The sequence below is a fragment of the Kineococcus xinjiangensis genome, from assembly GCF_002934625.1.
Classification (GTDB): domain Bacteria; phylum Actinomycetota; class Actinomycetes; order Actinomycetales; family Kineococcaceae; genus Kineococcus_A; species Kineococcus_A xinjiangensis.
In genome coordinates this window covers 120,899-139,941 of record NZ_PTJD01000013.1, presented here as the reverse complement: position 1 = coordinate 139,941, position 19,043 = coordinate 120,899, and the positions used below count along the sequence as shown (strand labels likewise).

The 19,043-nt window shown below is 72.9% G+C and carries 23 protein-coding genes; 7 read left to right on the top strand and 16 right to left on the bottom strand.

Going from position 1 to position 19,043, the window contains the following annotated elements; all coding sequences use genetic code 11:
* Nucleotides 1-158: 158 nt before the first annotated feature.
* The 3 genes from CLV92_RS22035 to CLV92_RS16730 all read right to left on the bottom strand — a co-directional run bounded on the left by CLV92_RS22035 (nt 159) and on the right by CLV92_RS16730 (nt 1,957).
* Entirely contained in the window at nt 159-494 is a 336-nt protein-coding gene (locus CLV92_RS22035) for an MBL fold metallo-hydrolase (RefSeq protein ID WP_211291208.1), read from the bottom strand.
* Nucleotides 491-985: an MBL fold metallo-hydrolase gene (locus CLV92_RS22030; RefSeq protein ID WP_211291207.1), complete on the bottom strand. Its 495-nt coding sequence runs from the start codon at nt 983-985 to the stop codon at nt 491-493. Before CLV92_RS22030 ends, CLV92_RS22035 begins: the two co-directional genes overlap by 4 nt.
* Nucleotides 986-1,228: 243 nt before the next feature.
* Nucleotides 1,229-1,957, bottom strand: coding sequence for a class I SAM-dependent methyltransferase (locus CLV92_RS16730; RefSeq protein ID WP_211291206.1), 729 nt, complete (start codon nt 1,955-1,957; stop codon nt 1,229-1,231).
* 277 nt (nt 1,958-2,234) lie between these two features.
* Here CLV92_RS16730 and CLV92_RS16725 point away from each other — a divergent pair, with 277 nt between their 5' ends.
* Together CLV92_RS16725 and CLV92_RS21095 are read left to right on the top strand one after the other, a co-directional pair.
* Nucleotides 2,235-2,492, top strand: a complete 258-nt coding sequence (locus CLV92_RS16725) for a hypothetical protein (protein WP_146099605.1) — start codon at nt 2,235-2,237, stop codon at nt 2,490-2,492.
* A 180-nt stretch (nt 2,493-2,672) separates the two neighbouring features.
* Nucleotides 2,673-3,098, top strand: a complete 426-nt coding sequence (locus tag CLV92_RS21095) for a hypothetical protein (protein WP_146099604.1) — start codon at nt 2,673-2,675, stop codon at nt 3,096-3,098.
* Nucleotides 3,099-3,195: 97 nt separating this feature from the next.
* Here CLV92_RS21095 and CLV92_RS16715 read toward each other — a convergent pair whose 3' ends face one another.
* A complete protein-coding gene (locus tag CLV92_RS16715) occupies nt 3,196-3,786 on the bottom strand; it encodes a hypothetical protein (RefSeq protein ID WP_146099603.1) in 591 nt (196 codons plus the stop codon).
* Between the two features lie 296 nt (nt 3,787-4,082).
* Entirely contained in the window at nt 4,083-4,670 is a 588-nt protein-coding gene (locus CLV92_RS16710) for an RNA polymerase sigma factor (protein WP_211291205.1), read from the bottom strand.
* Nucleotides 4,671-4,815: 145 nt separating this feature from the next.
* Here CLV92_RS16710 and CLV92_RS16705 point away from each other — a divergent pair, with 145 nt between their 5' ends.
* The 3 genes from CLV92_RS16705 to CLV92_RS16695 all read left to right on the top strand — a co-directional run bounded on the left by CLV92_RS16705 (nt 4,816) and on the right by CLV92_RS16695 (nt 6,638).
* Nucleotides 4,816-5,397: a GNAT family N-acetyltransferase gene (locus CLV92_RS16705; RefSeq protein ID WP_104434580.1), complete on the top strand. Its 582-nt coding sequence runs from the start codon at nt 4,816-4,818 to the stop codon at nt 5,395-5,397.
* Nucleotides 5,398-5,527: 130 nt separating this feature from the next.
* Nucleotides 5,528-6,097: a histidine phosphatase family protein gene (locus CLV92_RS16700; protein ID WP_104434614.1), complete on the top strand. Its 570-nt coding sequence runs from the start codon at nt 5,528-5,530 to the stop codon at nt 6,095-6,097.
* Between the two features lie 127 nt (nt 6,098-6,224).
* Nucleotides 6,225-6,638 (top strand): NUDIX hydrolase, encoded by a 414-nt coding sequence (locus CLV92_RS16695; RefSeq protein WP_211291204.1) that lies wholly within the window; start codon nt 6,225-6,227, stop codon nt 6,636-6,638.
* A gap of 68 nt (nt 6,639-6,706) precedes the next feature.
* On the opposite strand, the gene CLV92_RS16690 is transcribed toward CLV92_RS16695, so the two are convergent.
* Nucleotides 6,707-7,330: an HAD family hydrolase gene (locus CLV92_RS16690; RefSeq protein WP_104434577.1), complete on the bottom strand. Its 624-nt coding sequence runs from the start codon at nt 7,328-7,330 to the stop codon at nt 6,707-6,709.
* Nucleotides 7,331-7,493: 163 nt separating this feature from the next.
* Here CLV92_RS16690 and CLV92_RS16685 point away from each other — a divergent pair, with 163 nt between their 5' ends.
* Nucleotides 7,494-8,024 (top strand): DinB family protein, encoded by a 531-nt coding sequence (locus CLV92_RS16685; RefSeq protein ID WP_211291203.1) that lies wholly within the window; start codon nt 7,494-7,496, stop codon nt 8,022-8,024.
* A 280-nt stretch (nt 8,025-8,304) separates the two neighbouring features.
* Here CLV92_RS16685 and CLV92_RS16680 read toward each other — a convergent pair whose 3' ends face one another.
* The 8 genes from CLV92_RS16680 to CLV92_RS16645 form a co-directional block, all read right to left on the bottom strand.
* A complete protein-coding gene (locus CLV92_RS16680) occupies nt 8,305-8,946 on the bottom strand; it encodes a GNAT family N-acetyltransferase (protein WP_104434612.1) in 642 nt (213 codons plus the stop codon).
* Between the two features lie 44 nt (nt 8,947-8,990).
* A complete protein-coding gene (locus tag CLV92_RS16675) occupies nt 8,991-9,347 on the bottom strand; it encodes a YciI family protein (RefSeq protein WP_104434573.1) in 357 nt (118 codons plus the stop codon).
* A 104-nt stretch (nt 9,348-9,451) separates the two neighbouring features.
* Complete coding sequence (locus CLV92_RS16670) at nt 9,452-10,573, bottom strand: CPBP family intramembrane glutamic endopeptidase (protein WP_158257295.1); 1,122 nt, start codon at nt 10,571-10,573, stop codon at nt 9,452-9,454.
* A 300-nt stretch (nt 10,574-10,873) separates the two neighbouring features.
* Nucleotides 10,874-12,151 carry a VWA domain-containing protein gene (locus CLV92_RS16665; RefSeq protein ID WP_104434569.1) on the bottom strand — a complete coding sequence of 426 codons (1,278 nt, stop codon included), beginning with the start codon at nt 12,149-12,151 and terminating at the stop codon, nt 10,874-10,876.
* 289 nt (nt 12,152-12,440) lie between these two features.
* Nucleotides 12,441-13,106: a histidine phosphatase family protein gene (locus tag CLV92_RS16660; RefSeq protein ID WP_104434567.1), complete on the bottom strand. Its 666-nt coding sequence runs from the start codon at nt 13,104-13,106 to the stop codon at nt 12,441-12,443.
* Between the two features lie 142 nt (nt 13,107-13,248).
* Complete coding sequence (locus tag CLV92_RS16655) at nt 13,249-13,731, bottom strand: dihydrofolate reductase (RefSeq protein WP_104434610.1); 483 nt, start codon at nt 13,729-13,731, stop codon at nt 13,249-13,251.
* A 43-nt stretch (nt 13,732-13,774) separates the two neighbouring features.
* A complete protein-coding gene (locus CLV92_RS16650) occupies nt 13,775-14,602 on the bottom strand; it encodes a thymidylate synthase (RefSeq protein ID WP_104434565.1) in 828 nt (275 codons plus the stop codon).
* Between the two features lie 37 nt (nt 14,603-14,639).
* On the bottom strand, nt 14,640-15,188 hold the full coding sequence (locus CLV92_RS16645; RefSeq protein ID WP_104434609.1) for a CGNR zinc finger domain-containing protein: 549 nt from the start codon (nt 15,186-15,188) through the stop codon (nt 14,640-14,642).
* Nucleotides 15,189-15,291: 103 nt separating this feature from the next.
* Between CLV92_RS16645 and CLV92_RS16640 the strand changes: the two genes are divergently transcribed.
* Nucleotides 15,292-16,302 carry an EamA family transporter gene (locus CLV92_RS16640; RefSeq protein ID WP_104434563.1) on the top strand — a complete coding sequence of 337 codons (1,011 nt, stop codon included), beginning with the start codon at nt 15,292-15,294 and terminating at the stop codon, nt 16,300-16,302.
* Nucleotides 16,303-16,514: 212 nt separating this feature from the next.
* Here CLV92_RS16640 and CLV92_RS16635 read toward each other — a convergent pair whose 3' ends face one another.
* Both CLV92_RS16635 and CLV92_RS16630 read right to left on the bottom strand, forming a co-directional pair.
* Entirely contained in the window at nt 16,515-17,255 is a 741-nt protein-coding gene (locus CLV92_RS16635; protein ID WP_104434561.1) for a TSUP family transporter, read from the bottom strand.
* A 175-nt stretch (nt 17,256-17,430) separates the two neighbouring features.
* Nucleotides 17,431-18,852, bottom strand: coding sequence for a cell wall-binding repeat-containing protein (locus CLV92_RS16630; protein WP_104434559.1), 1,422 nt, complete (start codon nt 18,850-18,852; stop codon nt 17,431-17,433).
* Nucleotides 18,853-19,043 lie beyond the last annotated feature (191 nt).

Genomic DNA, 19,043 nt, shown 5'->3' with positions numbered 1-19,043 from the left:
GGCAGCAGCGGCTGCACCCGCTCCCACAACGCGTCCGGCACCAGCTCCGCAACCTGCTCGGGCACCACGTCCTCGGCCATGCCACCAGGCTGCTCTCACCTCACCGCCCCAGCAAGTCATACTGAAACGAGCTGTTAGAGCGACCGGCAATAGGGGTGTCACCGGCGCGGCTCGTCGGGGATGTCGCCGTTGACCCAGGCGATGTAGCGGTGCAGGGAGCGGTCGACGACCGCTTCGGCGTCGGAGTCGATGACGCCGAAGGCGCCGTGGATGCGGTCGTAGCGGTAGGGGGCCAGGGCGTCGAGGATGCGCCGAATGGCGCGGGCGGGCAGCGGGATCCGGTTGACGTAGCTGCGCATCGCGGTGACCGAGGCGCGGTCAGCGCCGATCGCGAGGGTGTCTCCGGTCAGCAGTGCCCCGCGTCCGTCGGCGCCTGCGTTCCAGTGGGCGACGGCGCTTCCGGCGAAGTGGCCACCGCACTGCACCAGCGTCACGCCGGGCAGCACGGGGTAGGTGCCGGCCCAGAGCCGGATGGCGGGGTCGGGGCGGCGGATCCAGGCCCGGTCGGCGGAGGCCACCAAGACCGGCACGCCGCCGAAGGCGTGGCTGTAGGAGATTGACGCGCCGACCAGGTGGGGTGGCTGGCGGCGATGACGTCCACCCCGCCGAAGCCGCGCAGCTGCTCGACCGTGTCGGTGTCGAGGTGGCCGGGCGGCTCCCACAGCAGGTTCCCGCCGGGGGTGCGCAGCAGCAAGCCGCGCTGTCCGATGGCCAGCTCCGGCTCCGTGGTGAGGCCGAGCAGGTCGGTCTCGACCTGCTCGACGTGGATGCGGTGGCCGGCGGCGGCCAGCTCGGCGTGGGTGGTCCAGCGCTGCCCGGCCGCGGGGACGTACTGCCGCTCGTCGCTGCAGATGGCGCAGACCGCCGGTGGCTGGGCGGTGTCGGGGTGCTCGATGCCGCACGCGGCGCAAGTCCAGATCGTCACGACGGTCACCCTGGAGCCTCAACCTGCGTTGAGATCAAGCCCAAGAAGATCACCCACGCATCACGCCTGAGAGCAAGATCGTTAAGAGCGCCCGGCAAGAGGGCGGAGCGCGGTGGTCGCGGACAACGGGCCTGGTTGAGCTGTGCTGCGGCTTACGGCCCCATGGGAAGGGCTGAAGCGGGAGTGGAGCGCTGCTGCTGTCGGCCGGTTGTCAGGCATGAGACGGCCCGCGTCCTGATCGGTTCAGGTAGTGGCGGTGATCAGGCGCAGGGCGCCGTGGTGCTCGGCCTGGTCCCGCAGGCGCCCGTGCGCGTGGTCCCACGCCCCGTCCGCCAGGTCGGCCTCGAGACGCTCCAGGCCGCGCTGCACGGCGCCCGGGTCAGCCAGACCGAAACCTGACATGGCAGCGCGCACTTGCGGGCGCAGGTAAGCCTCGGGGCGGGCGTAGAACGCTTCTCCGAACCCGTCGGTGCAGTCGATGGGCATCGGCACCACGTCGACGCGGACCTCGGCGCTGCCTCGGGCAAGGTTGTCCCTCACCTGCTCGATCGAGGGGTACCGCGCGTGGTCGAGGGCGATGACCTCGGGGAAGTAGTCGACCAGCCAGAACTGCTGCAGCACCGCAGTGTCCATGGTGAGGATGACGACCGGCCCACGGCTCACCCGCCGGATCTCCCGCAAACCCTGCTCGACGTCGCCCCACTGGTGGATGGTCATGGTGGCCATGGCCGCGTCGAAGCTGTTGTCATCGAAGAGCAGTCGTTCCGCTGTGGCGTCGAGCGCCGGTGCCGCCCCAGCAGGGCGCTGAGCGCGCATCGCCGCCGACGGTTCAACCGCCAGCACGTACCGGTCGGCCGGCTCGTACGACCCGGCGCCAGCACCGACATTGAGCACCGTCTGGCTCTCGCCAAGCGCTGCGTGCACCCTGGCTGCGATCCTCGGATCCGGCTGGCGCAGGACCGCGTAGCCCACGCCGTGCTGCTCGTAGTCGAAGTCACCGGCTGGGCAGCCACGGGTTGTCATCAGGCCATTGGACCATCCGGCCCAACCAGCGCCCTTGGACGGTCCTTCGAGCGGCGCCCCAGCTCGACCCACCCCGTAATCCACGACCACCGCGCTCCGCCCTACTGCCGGTCGCTCTTAGAAGGGAGCCATGAGCGTGTGGCCAGACCGCGTCAACTTGGGGAAGAGGCCGAGGCCATGCTGTCGACGCTGCCGAGCTGTAGCGCTGGTTCCCTACCCTTCGAATGTGAGCACTGGACCCGATGGCCCTCCTCGCAAGCACGTCGACGTCTTGCTCCGCGCGAGCTTGACGGTCGCCGCAGTGGGGCTCGTCCTCACCGCTGTCTTCTTCTTCAAGCCCTGGGCTTCCTGCGACATCGACGACGTCCCCCAGGCCTGCCCCCCGAACGCACTGGAAGCCACCATGGTCGCGTCCGGCCTGTTCCTGCTGATCACTGGCCTGGTCGGCTTCTGCGTCTGGATGGTCCGCCTCACACGCCGCTGATCGCAGCCTCACCCGACGCACGCAAATCGACATGTGAGGGCGTCCGCGGACGGTCATGATCGCGCCCGCACGGCGGCATGACCGGATGTTTCGGTGACACCACCGGTAGAGCAGCGGCGGTGCCATCCTCGTGGTGTGACTCATGCATCGAGTGCGCTACCACGACCGCTTGGCGCCACCGTGGGCGTCGGACTGCTGCGCGGGGTGGTGTGCGGAGCGGGGACGGGTGCACTGATCGGCGCGCTGGTTGTCGTGTGGTTCATGGTGCAGGACCTGCCCCCGTACTTCGGAGGGCTTCGCGGCTACGTCGTGGGGGCGGCGTACGGGGCGTTGATCGGTGCGGGTGTAGGCGCCAGCGTCGGTATGGCGGCGGCTGCCGCTGCGGTGCTGGTGCTGATACTGGCGAGCCGCCGAGGCCTTGGCGGAATCGCTAGCGCCTTGGCGGCGGTGGTGGCCGCGGCGGTGAGCATGCTGTGCGCCTACGGGTGGTGGCAGGTGGATGCCGTGGCAGCCCCGGCACCCGTGCTGCCATTGCTGGCGGTGGGGCTGCTCAGCGCCGTGCTGGGGTGGTGGCAGGTGCGGCGTCTGCCTCTCCCTGCTGCTTGACGACCATCCGCAAATCGACAGAGTCACGCGTCCGCCGGCCGCTCATGATCGCGCGCGACCGGCGGCGTGAGCGGACATGCGAGCGATGTCTCGGGTGTCAGTCCATCGGGTTCTCGAGCTGCTCCAGCTCAGGCTGGAGGACCAGGCTGCGCAGGTCGTCCTTGGTGAAGGTGCTCGAGGCCCAGCTCGAGCCGGACGGTGCCGACCCTTGCGGGTCTACCAGGCAGGCGCAAGCCGTGGCGGTGACGACGCGGTGGTCGGGGTACACCACGCTGAGGCGGGGGACGGTGCCCCGGCGGTCCCCGACGAGGTGATCGCTGTCAGCGCCCTCAGGTGCGCCAGACACCGCGGGCATCGTGTCGGTGGTCCCCACCAGGACCGCCCCTCCGGGCAGTGTCTCCTCCGAGCAGCCCTGCTGTCCCGGCGCGTGTCCTGGCATGGCGGGCTCCGCGCAACGGAACGACTGGGCGTGCTGAGGCGGGCCGAAGGTCACGCTCACGTGGATGACGGTGCCGGGTCGGGTGCGGTCGTCGCGGGCGGTGTACGTCCAGGTGAAGTAGGGCGCGGCTCCGGGGCCGATCCAGTGCCCCTGCGCGCCGGCCGCTGAGGGGAGCACTGCGGGGTCCGCGGTGTCGAGGGCGCGGTCGATCGCCGCCGTCGCAGCGGCCTGGACCGCGGAGTCGATCATCAGCCGGCCTGTCTTCTCGGTGAGCTCGGCTGGTGCGTGCTGCTCTGGCGCCGGCACGGACGGGGCCACGACAGCGGCGTCCTGCCACGGCAGCTGCCATGCCACCGCTGCCGCGGCGAGCAACGCCAGCCCACTGGGCACAGCTCGGGCCGCCCGGCGCAGTCGTGCGCGCCGGCGCCCGGCCCGGTGCAGCTCGGCCAGGTCCCACCCACCTGCCGGGGGCCGGACTCCCTCGACCATCCCAGACAGGACCCGGGCCAGGTTCTCATCATCGGTGTCGGGCACGCCTGCATCGATCATCGGGGCTCTCCACGGTGCGGGGCGACGCGCATCGGACGGGTCGTCGTTGAGGAGGTCGGTCCTAGGGAGATGGGGGTCGGGGGAGTGGGGCCGTAGTCCGGGCCCAGGCGCGCTTTCAGCTTCGCCTTGGCGTCATGAGCCTGGCTCTTCACGGTGCCTTCGCTGCAGCTCAGGGCGTCGGCGACCTCCGCCACGCTCAAGCCCTCCACGTAGCGCAGCAGGATCACCGCCCGCTGCCTAGGTGGCAGCGCCGCCAGGGCCTCGTCCAGGTCCAGGCGCACACCCGGATCACCAGGGCTTGCCGGCGGGTCGTGCTCACCAGGGGTCAGGCCGGCGACCTCGCGCACCCGCCATGGGCGCCGTTCGTCCGAGATGAGGCGACGCAGCAGGGTGGTGCGCGCGAAGGCGAAGGCGTCGCCATCACGGCGGATACGTGGCCAGGCCACGTACATCCGCTTCAGCGTCTCCTGGACCGCGTCGTCGCCCCGGTGCCAGTCGCGGCACCACACGTACGCCAGCTTGCGCAGACGCGGCAGCGCCGCGACGACGAAGACGTCAAAGGATGCCTCGAGCTCCTCCCGCACCGCCCACCTCCACCTCCTGATACCCCGAGCACAGGCCAACGGTTGGGTAGATGCCAACCACACACCGACACCGGGATCATGATCGCGCCCGCAGGGCGGCGGAGGCGGACGTTCACGTGTCATGGGAGCGGGCAGGATTCGCGCTGTGCCAATCGCTACCTCGCCCGCCCTGCCCGCCGGTACCTTCGCCCGGCTGGACCAGCCGGTGCTCGACGCCGGAGCCGTGGTTCTCCGTCCGTGGGCCTCTGCCGATGTCGCTGCCGTGGTCACCGCCTACAGCGATCCGGGCATCCAGCAGTGGCACGCCCGCACCATGAGCGAGGCCGAGGCCCAGGCGTGGATCGCGCACTGGCCCGATCGCTGGGCGCAGGAGAGCGGCGCCGGCTGGGCTCTGGAGGTCGACGGCCAGGCGGCGGGGCAGGTGAGCCTGCGCCGCATCGACCTGCACGAGGCCTGCGTGGAGCTGTCCTACTGGGTGCTGCCGTTCGCCCGCGGTAGGGGTGTTGCCCCCGCGGCACTGACGACGGTCACCGAGTGGGCCTTCGATCTGGGCGTGCACCGTGCTCAGCTGGACCACTCCACCCGCAACAGCGCCTCCTGCCGAGTCGCGACGAAGGCCGGCTACCTGGCTGAGGGCACCGCGGTGCAGCGAGGCCTGCACGCCGACGGCTGGCATGACATGCACCTGCATGCCCGGGTCAAGGCTGCACCCACCCACGAACGCTGACCGCACCACTTCCAGTCGATCATCCAGAAATCGCCATGAGCAGAGGCCGCTGACCGGTCATGATCGCGCCCTCAGCGCGCCATGAGCGAGCGGTCGGCGACGGCGAGCGATCCTCGGTAGCGTGGCGTCGATGGCGCGAACGCTGCTGTACCTCGTGCGTCACGGCGAACAGGACGGGACCAGACCCACTGCCGACGGAGGGCTCTCCTCGCTCGGGCGCGAGCAGGCCGACCGGCTCGGCCGGAGGCTGGCTGCGGTGAGCTTCTCCCAGATCCACCACAGCCCGCTGGTCCGAGCGGCCCAGACCACCGACGTCCTCACCCACCACCTGCCGCAGGTTCCGCGCCACCCGTGCGACTTCGTCGCCGATCGCACTCCGGTGCCCTCTGCTGCTCGACGAGATCAGTACCCCGACCGGTGGCTGTCGTGGCTGGACGGCGTGCCCGGCGAAGAGCGGGATAAGGACGCCGCAGCCCTTCAGGGCGCTGTCCAGCACTTCGGCGTCACAAGTGAGGTGGACCGGTGTGAGCTGCTGGTGACCCACAACTTCGTGATCGGCTGGTTCGTCCGACACGTGCTCCAGACCCCGGTGTGGCGGTGGATCGGCCTGGACTCGGCCAACTGCGGACTCACCATCGTCACGTGGGAGTCCGACCAGTCGCCGCAGGTGGTGGCGTTCAACGACACCGGCCACCTGTGACGGCCACGTCATCCGCTCGCCGGCAGTCGAGCGTCTACCGGCGGTCATGATCGCGTCCTCAGGGCGGCCCGGGCGTGCGTGTCAGCGTCGGACTGGGGTGGACACGTGGATGGGTACGGTGTCGCCCGTGCGCAGGCGTGCCTCGGCGGTGATCGTGCGCGAGGGCGCGGTCCTCATGGTCCGTGAAGCCACCCGCAGCAGCTCCGGCCGCCACGACGGGCCGTCCTACCTCACCCTGCCTGGCGGTGGAGTCGGCGACGATGAGGATCTCGACCACGCGGTGCGCCGCGAGGTCGCTGAGGAAGTCGGCCTTCACGTCACCTCAGCACGGCGACTGGGGACGTACCCGTACACATACGGAGAGACTGCGTGCTTCCTCGTGGAGGTCCTCGACGGGGAGCCGCGCCTGGGTGCCCACGACAAGCCGTGTGACTGCCCCAAGATGATCGCGCTGGAATGGGTGCCGCTGCCCGAAGCGTGCTCGTTACCCGAGACGCCTCCGCATCTGGCGGACCTGCTGCTCGCCCTGCAGCACGGTTGACCGACAGCACGAGCACCGTCCGCCGCGCCCACTCGCGGCGAGAGCGGTTGCCCGAGGCGTGGGTGAGGTCAGCTGAGGTGGTCGAGGATGTCGGCGGCCGCGGCCTGCAGGTTGGCGTAGTGGCGGTGGGCGCCGGGCACGGGCTCGGCGGCGTTGACGGTCCAGACGGTCATGCCTGCGGCCAGGCCGGCAGCGGCTCCTGAGGCGGTGTCCTCGATGACCAGGCAGTCGCTCGGGGCGACGCCCAGGCGCTGCGCAGCCAGCAGGTAGGGCGCCGGATGCGGCTTGCCGTGCGCGGCGGCAGGGGCGTCGATGACGACCTCGGGCAGGGGCAGCCCGCAGCGGTGGAAGCGGATGGCGACGCGGTGGGCGTAGTTGCTGGTGACCAGCGCCCAGCGCCGCGGCGGCAGGGCGGTGAGCAGGTCCGAGGCGCCGGCGAAGGCGTCGTAGGTGCCGCTGCGGGCGTCTTCGTCTTCCAGAGCGTGCAGTCTGGCCAGGCACTGGTCGGGGTCCTCGCCAGGGGCCACCGCGGTGAAGGTGTCCTGCGGGCGGGTGCGCAGGGCGGTGGCGTAAACCTGATCCGGGTCCAGGTCGTAGTGCCCGGCCCACGCGCGCCACACCTGCCGCTGGTTGGCCAGGGCGTCGATCAGCGTGCCGTCGACGTCGAACAGCACTGCCCGTCTCCCACTCACAACCGGAGGCTAGCCAGACCGCCGCACCCCGCTGCGGACACCCTCAACAACATCCTCAATTCGGCATGGTCGGACGTCGCCAGCCGCCATGATCGCGCCCCATCAGCGGCGTGGTCGGATGTTCGGCCCGGCGGTCGAGGAAGCGGCGCTCTACCGTCGCCCCGTGTCTGAGCCTGATCGCACACCCGCTCTGCTGGACGGCCCCGGCGTCCAGGTCGCCGATCCCCACCAGCTGCTGACCGGCTACCTCGACTGGTATCGGCAGGCTCTGCGCCGCAAGCTCGACGGCCTGTCCGAGGAGCAGATGCACGCCGTCGATGAGCGCTGGGGCTGGTCCCCGCTGGGGCTGGTGCAGCACCTGGGCTGGGTGGAGCGGCGCTGGATGGTCTGGGGCTTCGCCGCCCAGGACGTCACCGCCTACCCCTCCGGCGATGAGGAGGCGGAGTGGACGGTGCCGGCCGCCGTCTCCGCCGCTGAGGTCTGGGACCGCTACGACCGCGAGGTCCACCGCTCCCGGGCACTGGCTGAAGGCGTCGCGCTGGAGGAACGGGCCCACACCGGTGGTCGCTTCCGAAGCCTGGATCAAGCGCCCACGCTGGGCCGGATCCTCTTCCACCTGCTCCAGGAGTACGCCCGCCACCTCGGCCACCTCGACGTCGCCCGCCAGCTCCTCGACGGCACCACCGGGGAGTAGCCAGCCCACCCGTCCCTCGACGAGCCCACCCCCAGTGGCCCATGATCGCGCCCCACCAGCGTCATAGTGATGAGCGGACGTTGTGGGCACCCGTGGTGATCCGCAGGACAGGCCCTAGGTCCACCAGGGCGAGCGACCCGGAGTCGTCCAGGACGCGGAAGCGGTGTCCGACCGGCTGCACCTGCGCTCCGCTCCTCGTGACGCCGGCCGCGCGCGGCCCGCGCACCGGTGCGTGGATCGTAGGGCGCGGATCGGTGCAGCGCCCGGTACTGCTCGGCGTTCAGCAGCCGAAGAAGGGCAGGCAGGCCGTCAGGCCGGTCACCGTCACGGGTGCGTGCGGGGTGCGCTGCCAGTCGGCGCGGTCCAGGCGCAGGCGGTCGGAGACGACCGCTCGCCCGTCGAGGACGTCGCGGGTGGTTCCGTCGTGGCGGTAGCCGAGCTTGCGGGAGACGCCCTGGGAGCCGGCGTTGTCCTGGAAGGCCTCCGAGACGGCGCTGACCGCTCCCAGCTCCTCGAAGGCCAGGTGCAGCAGCGCGGTGCGCGCCTCGGTGCCGAGGCCACGGCGGTGGTGGTCCAGACCGAGCCAGGACTCCGTCCTCACCTCCCGCAGGACGGGGAAGTCCCGGGCCCTGAGGGCGACCATGCCGAGGGGGCGCTGCTCGTGGAAGACCCCCAGCTCCAGGGTCCAGGCGTCGACGCTCCAGCTCCCGCGGCGGCTCCAGTGCCGCTGGAGGACGTGCAGGGCCCGCTGCCGCGGGGGCAGGTCGGTCCACGGTGTGAGGTAGGGCCGCTCTCCGGGGTGGTGCACACCGGCGGCGGCGACCTCGGCCAGGGCGGCCAGCTCCTCGTCGTCCGGCTGGCGCAGTTCCAGGCGTGGCGTTCCCAGGCGCAGGCGGCCGAGGGGCCAGTGGTCTTCGAGCACCACGACACCCTGTCATCGGCGGGGGTGCGCGTCCCGGCCGGCCGTCACGCGCCCGCGCGTTCCACGACCCCACCGCTGTGGACGGGCCGCACCTCGACGCCGCCGCCCTCGCGGAGCACGGGGTTGGTGCCGGCAATGGCCAGCGCCGCGTCGAGGTCCGGCGCCTCCACGACGTAGAAGCCGGCGACGACCTGCGGGGAGTCGTGGAACGGCCCCTCGGTGGTGGAGTCCGCGCGCAGCGACCTTGCCGTGTCCCGGGGTGCCAGTGCGTACGCCACGCGCATCGAGTCGGCGGCCACCAGTTCGTCGGCGTGCCGGTCGCACGAGGCGGTGTCGGCCGCCATGGCCCCCGGTGCGTGGGCGGAGTCGTTCGCGTAGATCAGGACGGCGTACTGGGCCATGGTGGCTCTCCTCCCGAAGGGCTGGATTCGCTGCCGCCAGTCCTATCCCGGACCGCCGACATGCCCGCGGTCCCGTCGCCGGCGCGGAGGCCGGGACCGCCGGGTCACGCGGGAACGCCGCTCGCCTGCATCGCCCGGCGCCGGAACAGCCACACGACGGACGCCGCGTAGGCGACACCGAGGGCCACACTGGTGATCACGGTGGTGAGGTGCACGGGCACGGACGCCTCGGTGAGCATGTCGGGGATGCCCTGGGTCCCCGCGATGAGCAGGTAGAAGACGTTCGCGCTGACGTGCATCGCGATGGCAGCTTCCAACCCGCCGGTCCTGAACGTCACCCAGCACGCGAGCAGCGCGAAGAACGTGAAGTAGACGACGGACACCAGGTCGAAGCGCCCGTGCAGGGACATGAACAGCAGCGAGGTGATTCCCGCCGCGACCCACCGGTTCCCCACCCAGGTCACGAGCGTCTGCAGCAGCCAGCCGCGGCAGACGTACTCCTCCGTCGCCGCCTGCAGCGGCACCAGCACCAGGACGACCGCGGTGAAGACGAGGAACGTCGACCATCCCGGCCACAGCGACGAGCCGAACGAGGACGCCCCCTCGTGGGCACTCGCCGGGTCGACCTCCCCCATCGCCGTCAGCAGTGCGCCCGCCAGGAAGGTGTTGCCGACCGCCATGACCAGCCCGAGGGGCAGGCACGCGAGCAGCCACCTCCACCGCAGCGCACCCGTCACGCTCGACACCGTTCCGAACGGGCGCCGCGCGATCACCCGAACGGTGAACCACACGACCGGCAGGACGATCGCCACCGAGCCCAGACCCATCACGACGCTCCACAGCGGCGCATCCGGCCAGAAGCTGCCGCCCGCGTCCATCAGGTCGGCCGGGGATCCCGCCGCCCAGCTCAGCAGCAACGTCACCGCGACCGCCACGACCGTCGCGATCCCTGCGAGCGGCAGGAACACGGCGATCTCGGCGAGCGGCCGCCACCACTGCGTCCGCCCGCGACGAGCGAGCAGGTGGTACGGCAGCTCCCCGCGGCGCTCGCGTGCGACCCCGGCGGCCGCCGCCGGGGAGGCGAGGATGCTGTCCGCATCGAGCCACTCCACCGAGACGCGGGTCCCGGGCACGACGGCGCCCCCGCTGGTGCGCACGTCGTGGCGGTGGCCGGGCAGCCGATGCCCGCCCGAGGTGGCGGAGCCGGGCGGGTGCTCGCCGCTCATGCCCGCACCCTCCGGCGAGAGCGCACGGCGGCGCCCGGAGCGCATAGCGTCACGACAGCCACGATCACGTACGTCCTCTTCTCGTCTCCGCATGGTCGTCGAGGCCGGGTCGTGGCTCGTCCGCATCCCGAGCACAGCACCGCACGGCACCTCATCGACGATGGAAGCGCATCGGGCGCTCATCGGGCGGGAACGGCGTCGGGCGGCCCCCGTCCGGGGGTGCCTGCGCTGGCATGCTCACCCGTCCGGGCGCAGCCGGTCAGGCAGGCGGTGGACGATCGCCACCACCGCCTGCCGATCTCAGGACAGGCCGGCCAGGGCGGGGTGGCCGGCGGGGTAGTAGGCGCGCATCCAGGCGGGGAACTCCGCGAGGATCCGCTCGTAGAGCTCGCTGTCGGAGACCTCGTCGATGTCGTCCAGGGCGAAGAACCCGGTGTTGTCGATGCTCCGCCCCTGCAGGGTGTCGAGGCGCTGGAGGATGCCGTAGTTGCTGCGCCCCAGGCCGACGAACTGCCAAAACACCGGCGCGGCCTCGACCGCGCGCAGGGCACGCTCGGTCCCCTTGTTGTCGGTCACACCGCCGTCGTGGAAGAACAGCACGAGAGTGGGGATGTCGAGGGGTTCCTCGCGCACGTAGCGGGCGACGTCCTCGATGGTCGCCTTCTCGTTGTTCCAGCCGCCGGCGTCGCTGTAGCGCTTGGCGGTGTAGCGCTCCAGCCACTGCGGCAGCGTGCCGATGGTGATGTCCTCCAGGCGGCGGGCCTCGGCGCCCATGGCCCAGGCCTGCATCTCCGCGCCGTCGTCGACCTGGGCCGCCACCGGGGCGACCCGTTCGACCGCGCGGGAGAAGACGCCCTTGCGGTAGAGCCCGCCGGTGCTGCCGGAGACGTCCATGACGACGACGACGCGGCACCGCAACCCGGTCATCCGGTGCTTCGTCAGGACCAGCGCGACCTGCTGCTTGCGCAGGGTGAGTTTCTTGCGCATGTCGACGGGCAGCTTCTCCTCGCCCTTGGTGAAGGAGATGCCCGACGGCACGGGGGCCGGCGAGGGGGCCGTCGGCGGTGCGGCGGCCGGGCCGGGGCCGACGGGCGTCGCGGGAGCGCCGGGGTCGTCGACGTCGACGCCGAAGTCGCCGGCCAGCCCCGCCAGGCCGGAGTCGTAGCCCTGCCCGACCGCGCGGACCTTCCACGCCCCGCCGCGCTGGTACACCTCAGCCAGCACCGCCACGGTCTCCACCCCGAGGCGGGAGGGGGTGATGGTGATGGCCTCCCCGCCGTGCTGCAGGGTCAGGGACACCGACACCCCGGCGAAGGTGGCACCTGCGGTCTCGGGACTGGCGACCAGCACGACCTTCTCCGCGCCCGGGCGCAACCCGGTGAGCTCCATCGCCAGGGTCCGCCCGTCGAGGCGCACCCCTGGGGCGGTGGGCTGGTTGAAGAACACCATGTCGGCGTCGCCGGCGACCTTCCCGTCGGCGCTGACGACGAGGGCGGTGACGTCGACCGGGCCGGAGACGGTCGCGGTGACCGCGGTGCCGGTCAGAGGGAGGTTGGCGCCTTCGGCGAGCAGAGCCATGGCACCGTCCTACCGCATCGGCTGCGTGCGTGCTGGTTCCCGAGCGGGACCGGCGGAGGCCCCGGCACCCGGGGAGACGGAACGAGCGGGGGCCTGCGGCCTCAGCCGCGAGCCCCCGCTCGCCGGGTCACTTCTTCTTGCCCTTCTTGTTCTTGTCCTTCTTCTTCTTGTCCTTCTTCTTGGCCACGTGCCCTCCTCTTCATCACGGCGACACTGCACGTTCATCCAACGTTAGCGCGAACTGAACGAGGAGGAGGCGACTCCGCCGACCCGGGAACCCCGGCCTGCCTCAGCCCACCAGGGGGAGTTCCGCCGCGGGAACCGCCTCGGGCAGGACCTGCGGCACGGGGGCGCCGAGCCGGGCGGGGTCGATCCAGGACCGCAGCGTCCACCCCTGCACGGGGCTGCCCTCGAGGACGAGCACGCCGGTGTTGGGGATGCGGTGGGTGCGGGCGACCACGGCGCTGCCGTCGCGGACGCGGGCGTTGACCCAGCAGCGGATCGCGGCACCGTGGCTGACGAGGACGGGGACCTCGGCGACGGCGACGGCGGAGGCCACGGCGTCGTCGTAGCGCTGCAGCACCGTGTGGCCGTCCTCGCCGCCGGGCATCCGCACGCCGAGGTCGCCGTCGGCCCAGGCGAAGACGGTGGCGATGTAGGAGTTCACGGCGGCCTCGTCGCCGCGCATCTCCCAGGCACCTGCCTCGATCTCCCGCAGTCCCGGGCGCAGCTGCACGGGCAGGCCGAGCGCGGCCGCCAGCGGTGCCGCCGTCAGCCGGGCCCGCAGCTGGGGGGAGGCGTGGAGGGCGTCGACGCGCTCGGAGCGCAGCGTGCCGACCAGGGCGGCGGCCTGCAGCCGCCCGCGGGCCGTCAGCCCGGGCCCCGTCCCGGCGGTGTCCAGCACGTCGGCGACGTTGGACGGCGTCTCGGCGTGACGGACGAGGATCAGCCTCATCGGGGCTCCCGGGGGTCGCTGCTGCGGACCCACCGCCAGGCGCGGCGGGTCGCCGGCGACGCTAGGGCGGGGAGGTGAACCGGCCTCCGTCGGCGGGCGGCGGCGAGGTGACGGCGGCGGGGACGACAGCTGTCCGGGGCGCTCAGCCGGCCCGCTCATAGGTGAGGATCCGGTAGTCGAGGCCGCCGCCGGAGCGGTGCCAGCCGTCGGCGGGGTCGGCCGCCGTCCGCCGCCAGCGCGGCCCGACCCGGGGTGCGTGCACGTCGCCGTCGACCTGCGCGTCGATCTCGGTGACGACGAGACGGTCGGCCAGCGGCATCGCGGCGGCGTAGACCTGCCCGCCGCCCGCCACCCAGACGTCGCCCGCCGCACCGGCGAGGGCCTCCTCCAGGGAGTGCACGACCTCGGCCCCGTCCAGCTCCAGGTCGCGCCGCCGGGTCAGCACGACGTTGCGGCGACCGGGCAGGGGGCGGAACCGGGGCGGGAGGGAGTCCCACGTGGCGCGGCCCATCACGACGGTGGCGCCGGAGGTGAGCCGCTTGAAGTGGGCGAGGTCCTCGGGGACGTGCCAGGGCATCGTCCCGTCGCGGCCGATGACGCCGTCGCGGGCCTGCGCCCACACCATGCCGATCACGTGCCGCTCCTCCGCCCGCTCCCCCACCCGCCGCTCAGACCGCGACCGGCGCCTTGATGGCGGGGTGGTGGCGGTAGTCGAGAACCTCGAAGTCCTCGTAGGAGTAGTCGAACAGCGAGGGCGCGCGGCGCAGCTCCAGCCGGGGGAAGGGCAGCACCTCGCGGGAGAGCTGCTCGCGCACCTGCTCGACGTGGTTGTCGTAGATGTGGCAGTCGCCACCGGTCCAGACGAACTCCCCCGGCTCCAGCCCGACCTGCTGGGCGACCATCCGGGTCAGCAGCGCGTAGGAGGCGATGTTGAACGGGACGCCGAGGAAGAGGTCGGCGGAGCGCTGGTAGAGCTGGCAGGACAGCCGCCCCCCGGCGACGTGGAACTGGAAGAGGGCGTGGCAGGGCGCCAGCGCCATCCGGTCGAGGTCGGCGACGTTCCACGCGGAGACCACCATGCGGCGGGAGTCCGGGTCGCGGCGGAGGATGTCGAGGACCTGGGAGAGCTGGTCGACGGTGCCGCCGCCGGGGGTGGGCCAGGAGCGCCACTGCACCCCGTAGACGGGGCCGAGGTCGCCGTCGGCGTCCGCCCACTCGTCCCAGATGGTGACGCCGCGCTCCTGCAGCCAGGCGACGTTGGAGTCCCCGCGCAGGAACCACAGCAGCTCCAGGGCGAGGGAGCGGAAGTGGACGCGCTTGGTGGTGACCAAGGGGAAGGACCCGGCGAGGTCGAAGCGCATCTGGTGGCCGAAGACGCTGCGCGTCCCGGTGCCGGTGCGGTCGGACTTGGGGGTGCCGTGCTCGAGGACGTGCCGGAGGAGGTCCTCGTACTGGGTGTCGACGTGCTGCCGGGGGTCCGCGTGCTGGGTGTCCACTGCCACGGCGAGGAGCCTAAGCGCCCGGGCGGGCTGCTCAGCCGCGGCGGCGCGCCCGGAAGGCGGCGACGTTCGTCCGGTTGGAGCAGGTGGTGTTGCAGAAGCGGCGGGAGCGGTTCTTCGAGAGGTCGACGAGGACGTCGTCGCAGTGCGCGGCGGCGCAGGTCCGCAGCCGCCCGAGCTCCTGGGTGCGGATGACGTCGACGAGGGCCATGGCGGCCTCGACGGCCATCCGGGCGGCCAGCGGGGAGTCGGGGCCGGTGGCGTGGACGTGGTAGCCCCAGCCGTCGTGCCGGACGAGCTGGGGCAGGGCGCCGCCCTCGCGCAGGAGGGCGTTGACGACCTCCACGGCGGGCTCCTCGGACTCCTCGGCGGCGGCGGCCCACACCGCGCGCAGGCGCGGCCGCAGGGCGTGGACGGCGGCGAGCTCGGCGTCGTCCCGGCGCACCGTGCCGGTCCAGCGCCACTCGTGGAGGAAGCGGTCGAGAGCGGCGGCGTCGGGCAGCAGCTCCCCGTCGGTGGAGTCGGTGTTGACGAGGGCCGCAGCGGCGGCGAGGGCCACCTCGGTGTCATGAGCGAAAAGCACCTTGACCCCTTTCACGACAGGTCCTACCGTCGAGTCCGTAAGCATCGTTCTATCGGTAGGCCCTTACCGATGGGCGACCTCCCGCACCCCGGAGTGTGACCCCGTGCCCGCCTCCACGCCACGCCCGGCCCCCCGCACGAGCGGCCGCGGCACCGGCCTCGCCCTCGCGCTGGTCTCGGCGGCGACGTTCGGCACGTCCGGCGCCTTCGGCTCCGCCCTCATCGAGGCGGGCTGGACGCCCGGGGCGGCCGTCACCGCCCGCATCACCCTCGCCGCCCTCGTCCTCACCCCCGTCGCGCTCGTGCAGCTGCGCGGGCGCTGGGGCCTGCTCGCCCGCGCCCGCGGCATGGTGATCGCCTACGGGCTCGTCGCCATCGCCGGCTGCCAGCTCGCGTACTTCAGCGCCCTGGAGCACGTCTCCGTGGGCGTCGCGCTGCTGCTGGAGTACCTCGGCAGCATCCTCGTCGTCGGGTGGCTGTGGCTGCGGCACGGGCAGCGCCCGCGGCGGCTCACCGTCGCGGGCGCGGCGGCGGCGGTCGCCGGGCTGGTGCTCGTCCTCGACCTGACCGGCGCCCAGCGCGTCACGCTGCCCGGCCTGCTGTGGGGGCTCGGCGCCGCGGTCGGCCTGGCCATGTACTTCCTGCTGTCCTCCCGCGACGAGGCCCCGCTGCCGCCGCTGGTGCTCGCCTGGGGCGGGATGTGCGTCGGCGCGCTCGCGCTCGTCCTCCTCGCCGTCGGCGGGCTCCTCCCCGTGCGCGCGCCCCTGGTGGACGTCGTCCTGTTCGGCGCGCAGGTGAGCTGGCTGGTGCCGGTGCTGTGCCTGTCGCTGGTCGCCGCGGTGATCGCCTACGCCGCCGGGATCGGCGCCGCCCGTCGCCTCGGCGCGAAGGTCGCCTCGTTCGTGGGACTGACGGAGGTGCTGTTCGCGGTCCTCTTCGCCTGGGTGCTGCTCGGGCAGGCACCCGCGGCGGTGCAGTTCGCCGGCGGTGCCCTCATCGTGGCGGGCGTCGCCCTGGTGCGGATCGACGAACTGCGCGCGCCGGTCGCCGTCCCGACCGCCGCACCGGCAGCGGCACCGGACCTGCCTCTGCCGGCCGCGCGCGAGACCGCCTGAGCAGCCGCGGCTGCGCTCGATCGCGCAGACGGCGTCGTCGACGGTCGCGGGCCCGGCGAGCAGTTCCCCGAGCGCCCCCGCGGGACTGCGGGGAAGGCCAGGCTTCGGGTCACCGGCTGCACCTGGACGCAGTCCACCGCGAACCAGACCTGCACCGGAACCCGCCGCGGAACCGCGAGGGAGCGCGGGCGGCCCACGCGCCGGGACGTCCCCTACAGGAGTTCCCCGGCCGCCCGGGCGAGGAGGAGCAGCGCTCCGGCGGTGGCCAGGGCGAGGACCAGGACGCGGACACCGGCGGCGCTGATCCGGCGGCGGAGGGGCCAGGCGGCCCCGGTTCCGAGGAGCAGGCCGACGGCAGCCCCGAGCAGTTGCCCGGGCTGCGCCGCGGGAAGCCCGAGCACCGCGAGGGTCACGGCGTTCAGCGGCAGGGCGTAGGCCTGCAGCGTGGCGGTGCCGACGCGCGGGGCCCAGCCGCGGTGGGCCACGAACAGCGCCACCGGCGGGCCGCTCACCCCGGCCAGCACGTTCAGCACACCGCTGCCCGCGCCGGCGGCGACCGGCCCGGCGGGGCCGTCGACCCAGCGCGCCCGCCGCCCGGAGGCGATGAGGCCCACCCCTACGAGGACCGCGGCACCGGCGGCGGCGGAGATCCACGCCCCGGCCAGGTGCGCCGTCAGCAGGAACGTCGGGGTCACCAGCAGCGCGGCGGGCACGAAGAGGCGGGCGGCGTCGCCCCAGCGGACCAGCCGGTGGGACCCGGCCAGCAGCACCACGTTGAGCACCATCGACATGGCCACGCTCAGCCGCACCCCGTCGGAGGTGCCGAGGGCGAGGACCAGCAGCGGACCGGCCACCAGGGCGAACCCCATGCCGCTGAGCACCTGCGCCGCGGCGGCCACCGTCACCGCCAGCACCACGACGGCGGGCAGCCAGGACCCGTCGGGGGGGATCACGCGGACATGCTTCCAGGCGCCGCGAACCGCCCCGTCCCGCCACCGCCCCCGCGAGGCCCGTCCTGCCCGCCGGGACCGCTCCGCCTCCCCGCCGGGGCCCGGCGGGTCCGGCCCGAACGACGCCGTCCCCCTCCCGGCGTGCCAGGAGGGGGACGGCGTCGAGGTGGGCCGGGTGTCACAGGCCGAGGATCGCCTCGACCTCGGCGCGCACGGACGCGGGCACCGCCGCGTCGCCGCCCAGGACGTAGACCGCCTGGATGCGGCCCTTGCCGGCCTGCAGGTAGTCGCGCACCGACTCCGGCAGCGTGGTTCCCACCAGCAGGACCGGCGCGTCGCGGCGACCGGCAGCGGCGGCACCGGCCAGGGCGTCGGGGAAGTTGGACCCGGTGGCCAGGACCACGGTCGTCGCGGCCGGGAAGAGGATGCTCGCGATCTCGGCGGAGGTTTCGTAGCGGTCACTGCCGGCGAGGCGCTCGACCTCCAGACCGGCGGCCCGCAGCTCCTCCACGATGGTGTCGCTCACCGCACCGGCACCACCGGCCACGTGGACGGTGACGTCGTCCCCCAGCCGCTCCAGCAGCGCCAGGACCCGCGGGTCCAGGGCTCCGGGCGCGGTCAGCAGCACCGGCGCGTCGACGCTGGCGGCGAAGGCGGCACCCGCCAGGGCGTCGGGGAAGTTGCTGCTGGAGGTCAGGACGACCTCGTCGATGTCGACCCCTGCGTCGATGAGGAACTGCGCGAGCTTCAGCGAGGTCTCGATGCGGTCCGCCCCCGCGATGCGGACGACCTCGTAGCCGGCAGCGGTCAACTGGTCGACGACGGCCGGGGAGATGGCCCCGTCGCCGCCCAGGACGTACACGGTGCCCGTCTCACCGAGGGCACGCACGATCTCCTCCTGCACGGCCACGGGAAGATCGGCGGTGGCGGTCAGCAGGACGGGCGCCTCCTCCAGCAGGGCGACCGGGGCGGCGGCCAGCGCATCGGCGAAGGCGTCGGAGCGGGCCAGCAGAACGGCCCCGGCCTCCCCGTCGGTGGGGAAGTCCTCCCGCGCCAGGCGGTTGGCCGTCTCGAAGCGGTCCTTGCCGCCCATGCGAGCGGTGCCGCCGCCGACCTGCACCTCCACCGGGACGCTGACCGGCTCGCCACCGGTCGCGGTGGCGGTCACCGTGACCGTGTAGGTGCCGGCCTCCGCGTAGGCGTGCTTGCCGAAGCCCTTCACCTCCTCGGAGGAACCGACCACGCGCATGGACTGCGGCGTCGATCCGTCGCCGAAGTCCACCACCATCTCCACCGCAGCCGCTCCCGGACCGGCACCCGGAAGCTCAGCGGCGAGCGGCTCCACGGGCGCACCGGTGCCCGCGTCGGGCTCGTCGTCGTCCTCTTCCTCCTCGCCGTCCTCGAGCTCGTACTCCGCGGCCACGGTGACGACCCCGCTGGGGGTGGCGATCGCCGGGCGGATCTCCACCTCCAGGACACCGCTGGCGCCGGTGCTGGGCTCGTCATCGGCGTGGGCGGGGCTGCTCACGGCCGCCAGCGACAGCGCCAGCACCATCGCGGCGCTGGTGATCAGTCCGGTGCGGCTGTCGATCTTCTTCACGGCTTCTCCCTGCAGAGGACGGGCTTCCTCCCCCGCTCATCGGCATCCCGCCACCGCCCACGGATAGACCGGGAGAACGACACCCCGACGGAGCAGCCGCGCCTCGGCACGTGATGGACGCCTTCCGTCCGAGTTCGACACCCGGGTTCGACACCCGGGTTCGACCCGCCCGACGGGCACCCGACGCGCAC

What these genes read in the sequence shown, in the direction of transcription:
- CLV92_RS16715 (WP_146099603.1), bottom strand. Translation starts at nt 3,786, where the DNA reads ATGATCGACTCCGCGGTCCAGGCCGCTGCGACGGCGGCGATCGACCGC.
- CLV92_RS16655 (WP_104434610.1), bottom strand. Translation starts at nt 13,731, where the DNA reads ATGGTGTGGGCGCAGGCCCGCGACGGCGTCATCGGCCGCGACGGGACG.
- CLV92_RS16700 (WP_104434614.1), top strand. Translation starts at nt 5,528, where the DNA reads ATGGCGCGAACGCTGCTGTACCTCGTGCGTCACGGCGAACAGGACGGG.
- CLV92_RS16665 (WP_104434569.1), bottom strand. Translation starts at nt 12,151, where the DNA reads ATGGCTCTGCTCGCCGAAGGCGCCAACCTCCCTCTGACCGGCACCGCG.
- CLV92_RS16675 (WP_104434573.1), bottom strand. Translation starts at nt 9,347, where the DNA reads ATGGCCCAGTACGCCGTCCTGATCTACGCGAACGACTCCGCCCACGCA.
- CLV92_RS16660 (WP_104434567.1), bottom strand. Translation starts at nt 13,106, where the DNA reads ATGAGGCTGATCCTCGTCCGTCACGCCGAGACGCCGTCCAACGTCGCC.
- CLV92_RS16670 (WP_158257295.1), bottom strand. Translation starts at nt 10,573, where the DNA reads ATGAGCGGCGAGCACCCGCCCGGCTCCGCCACCTCGGGCGGGCATCGG.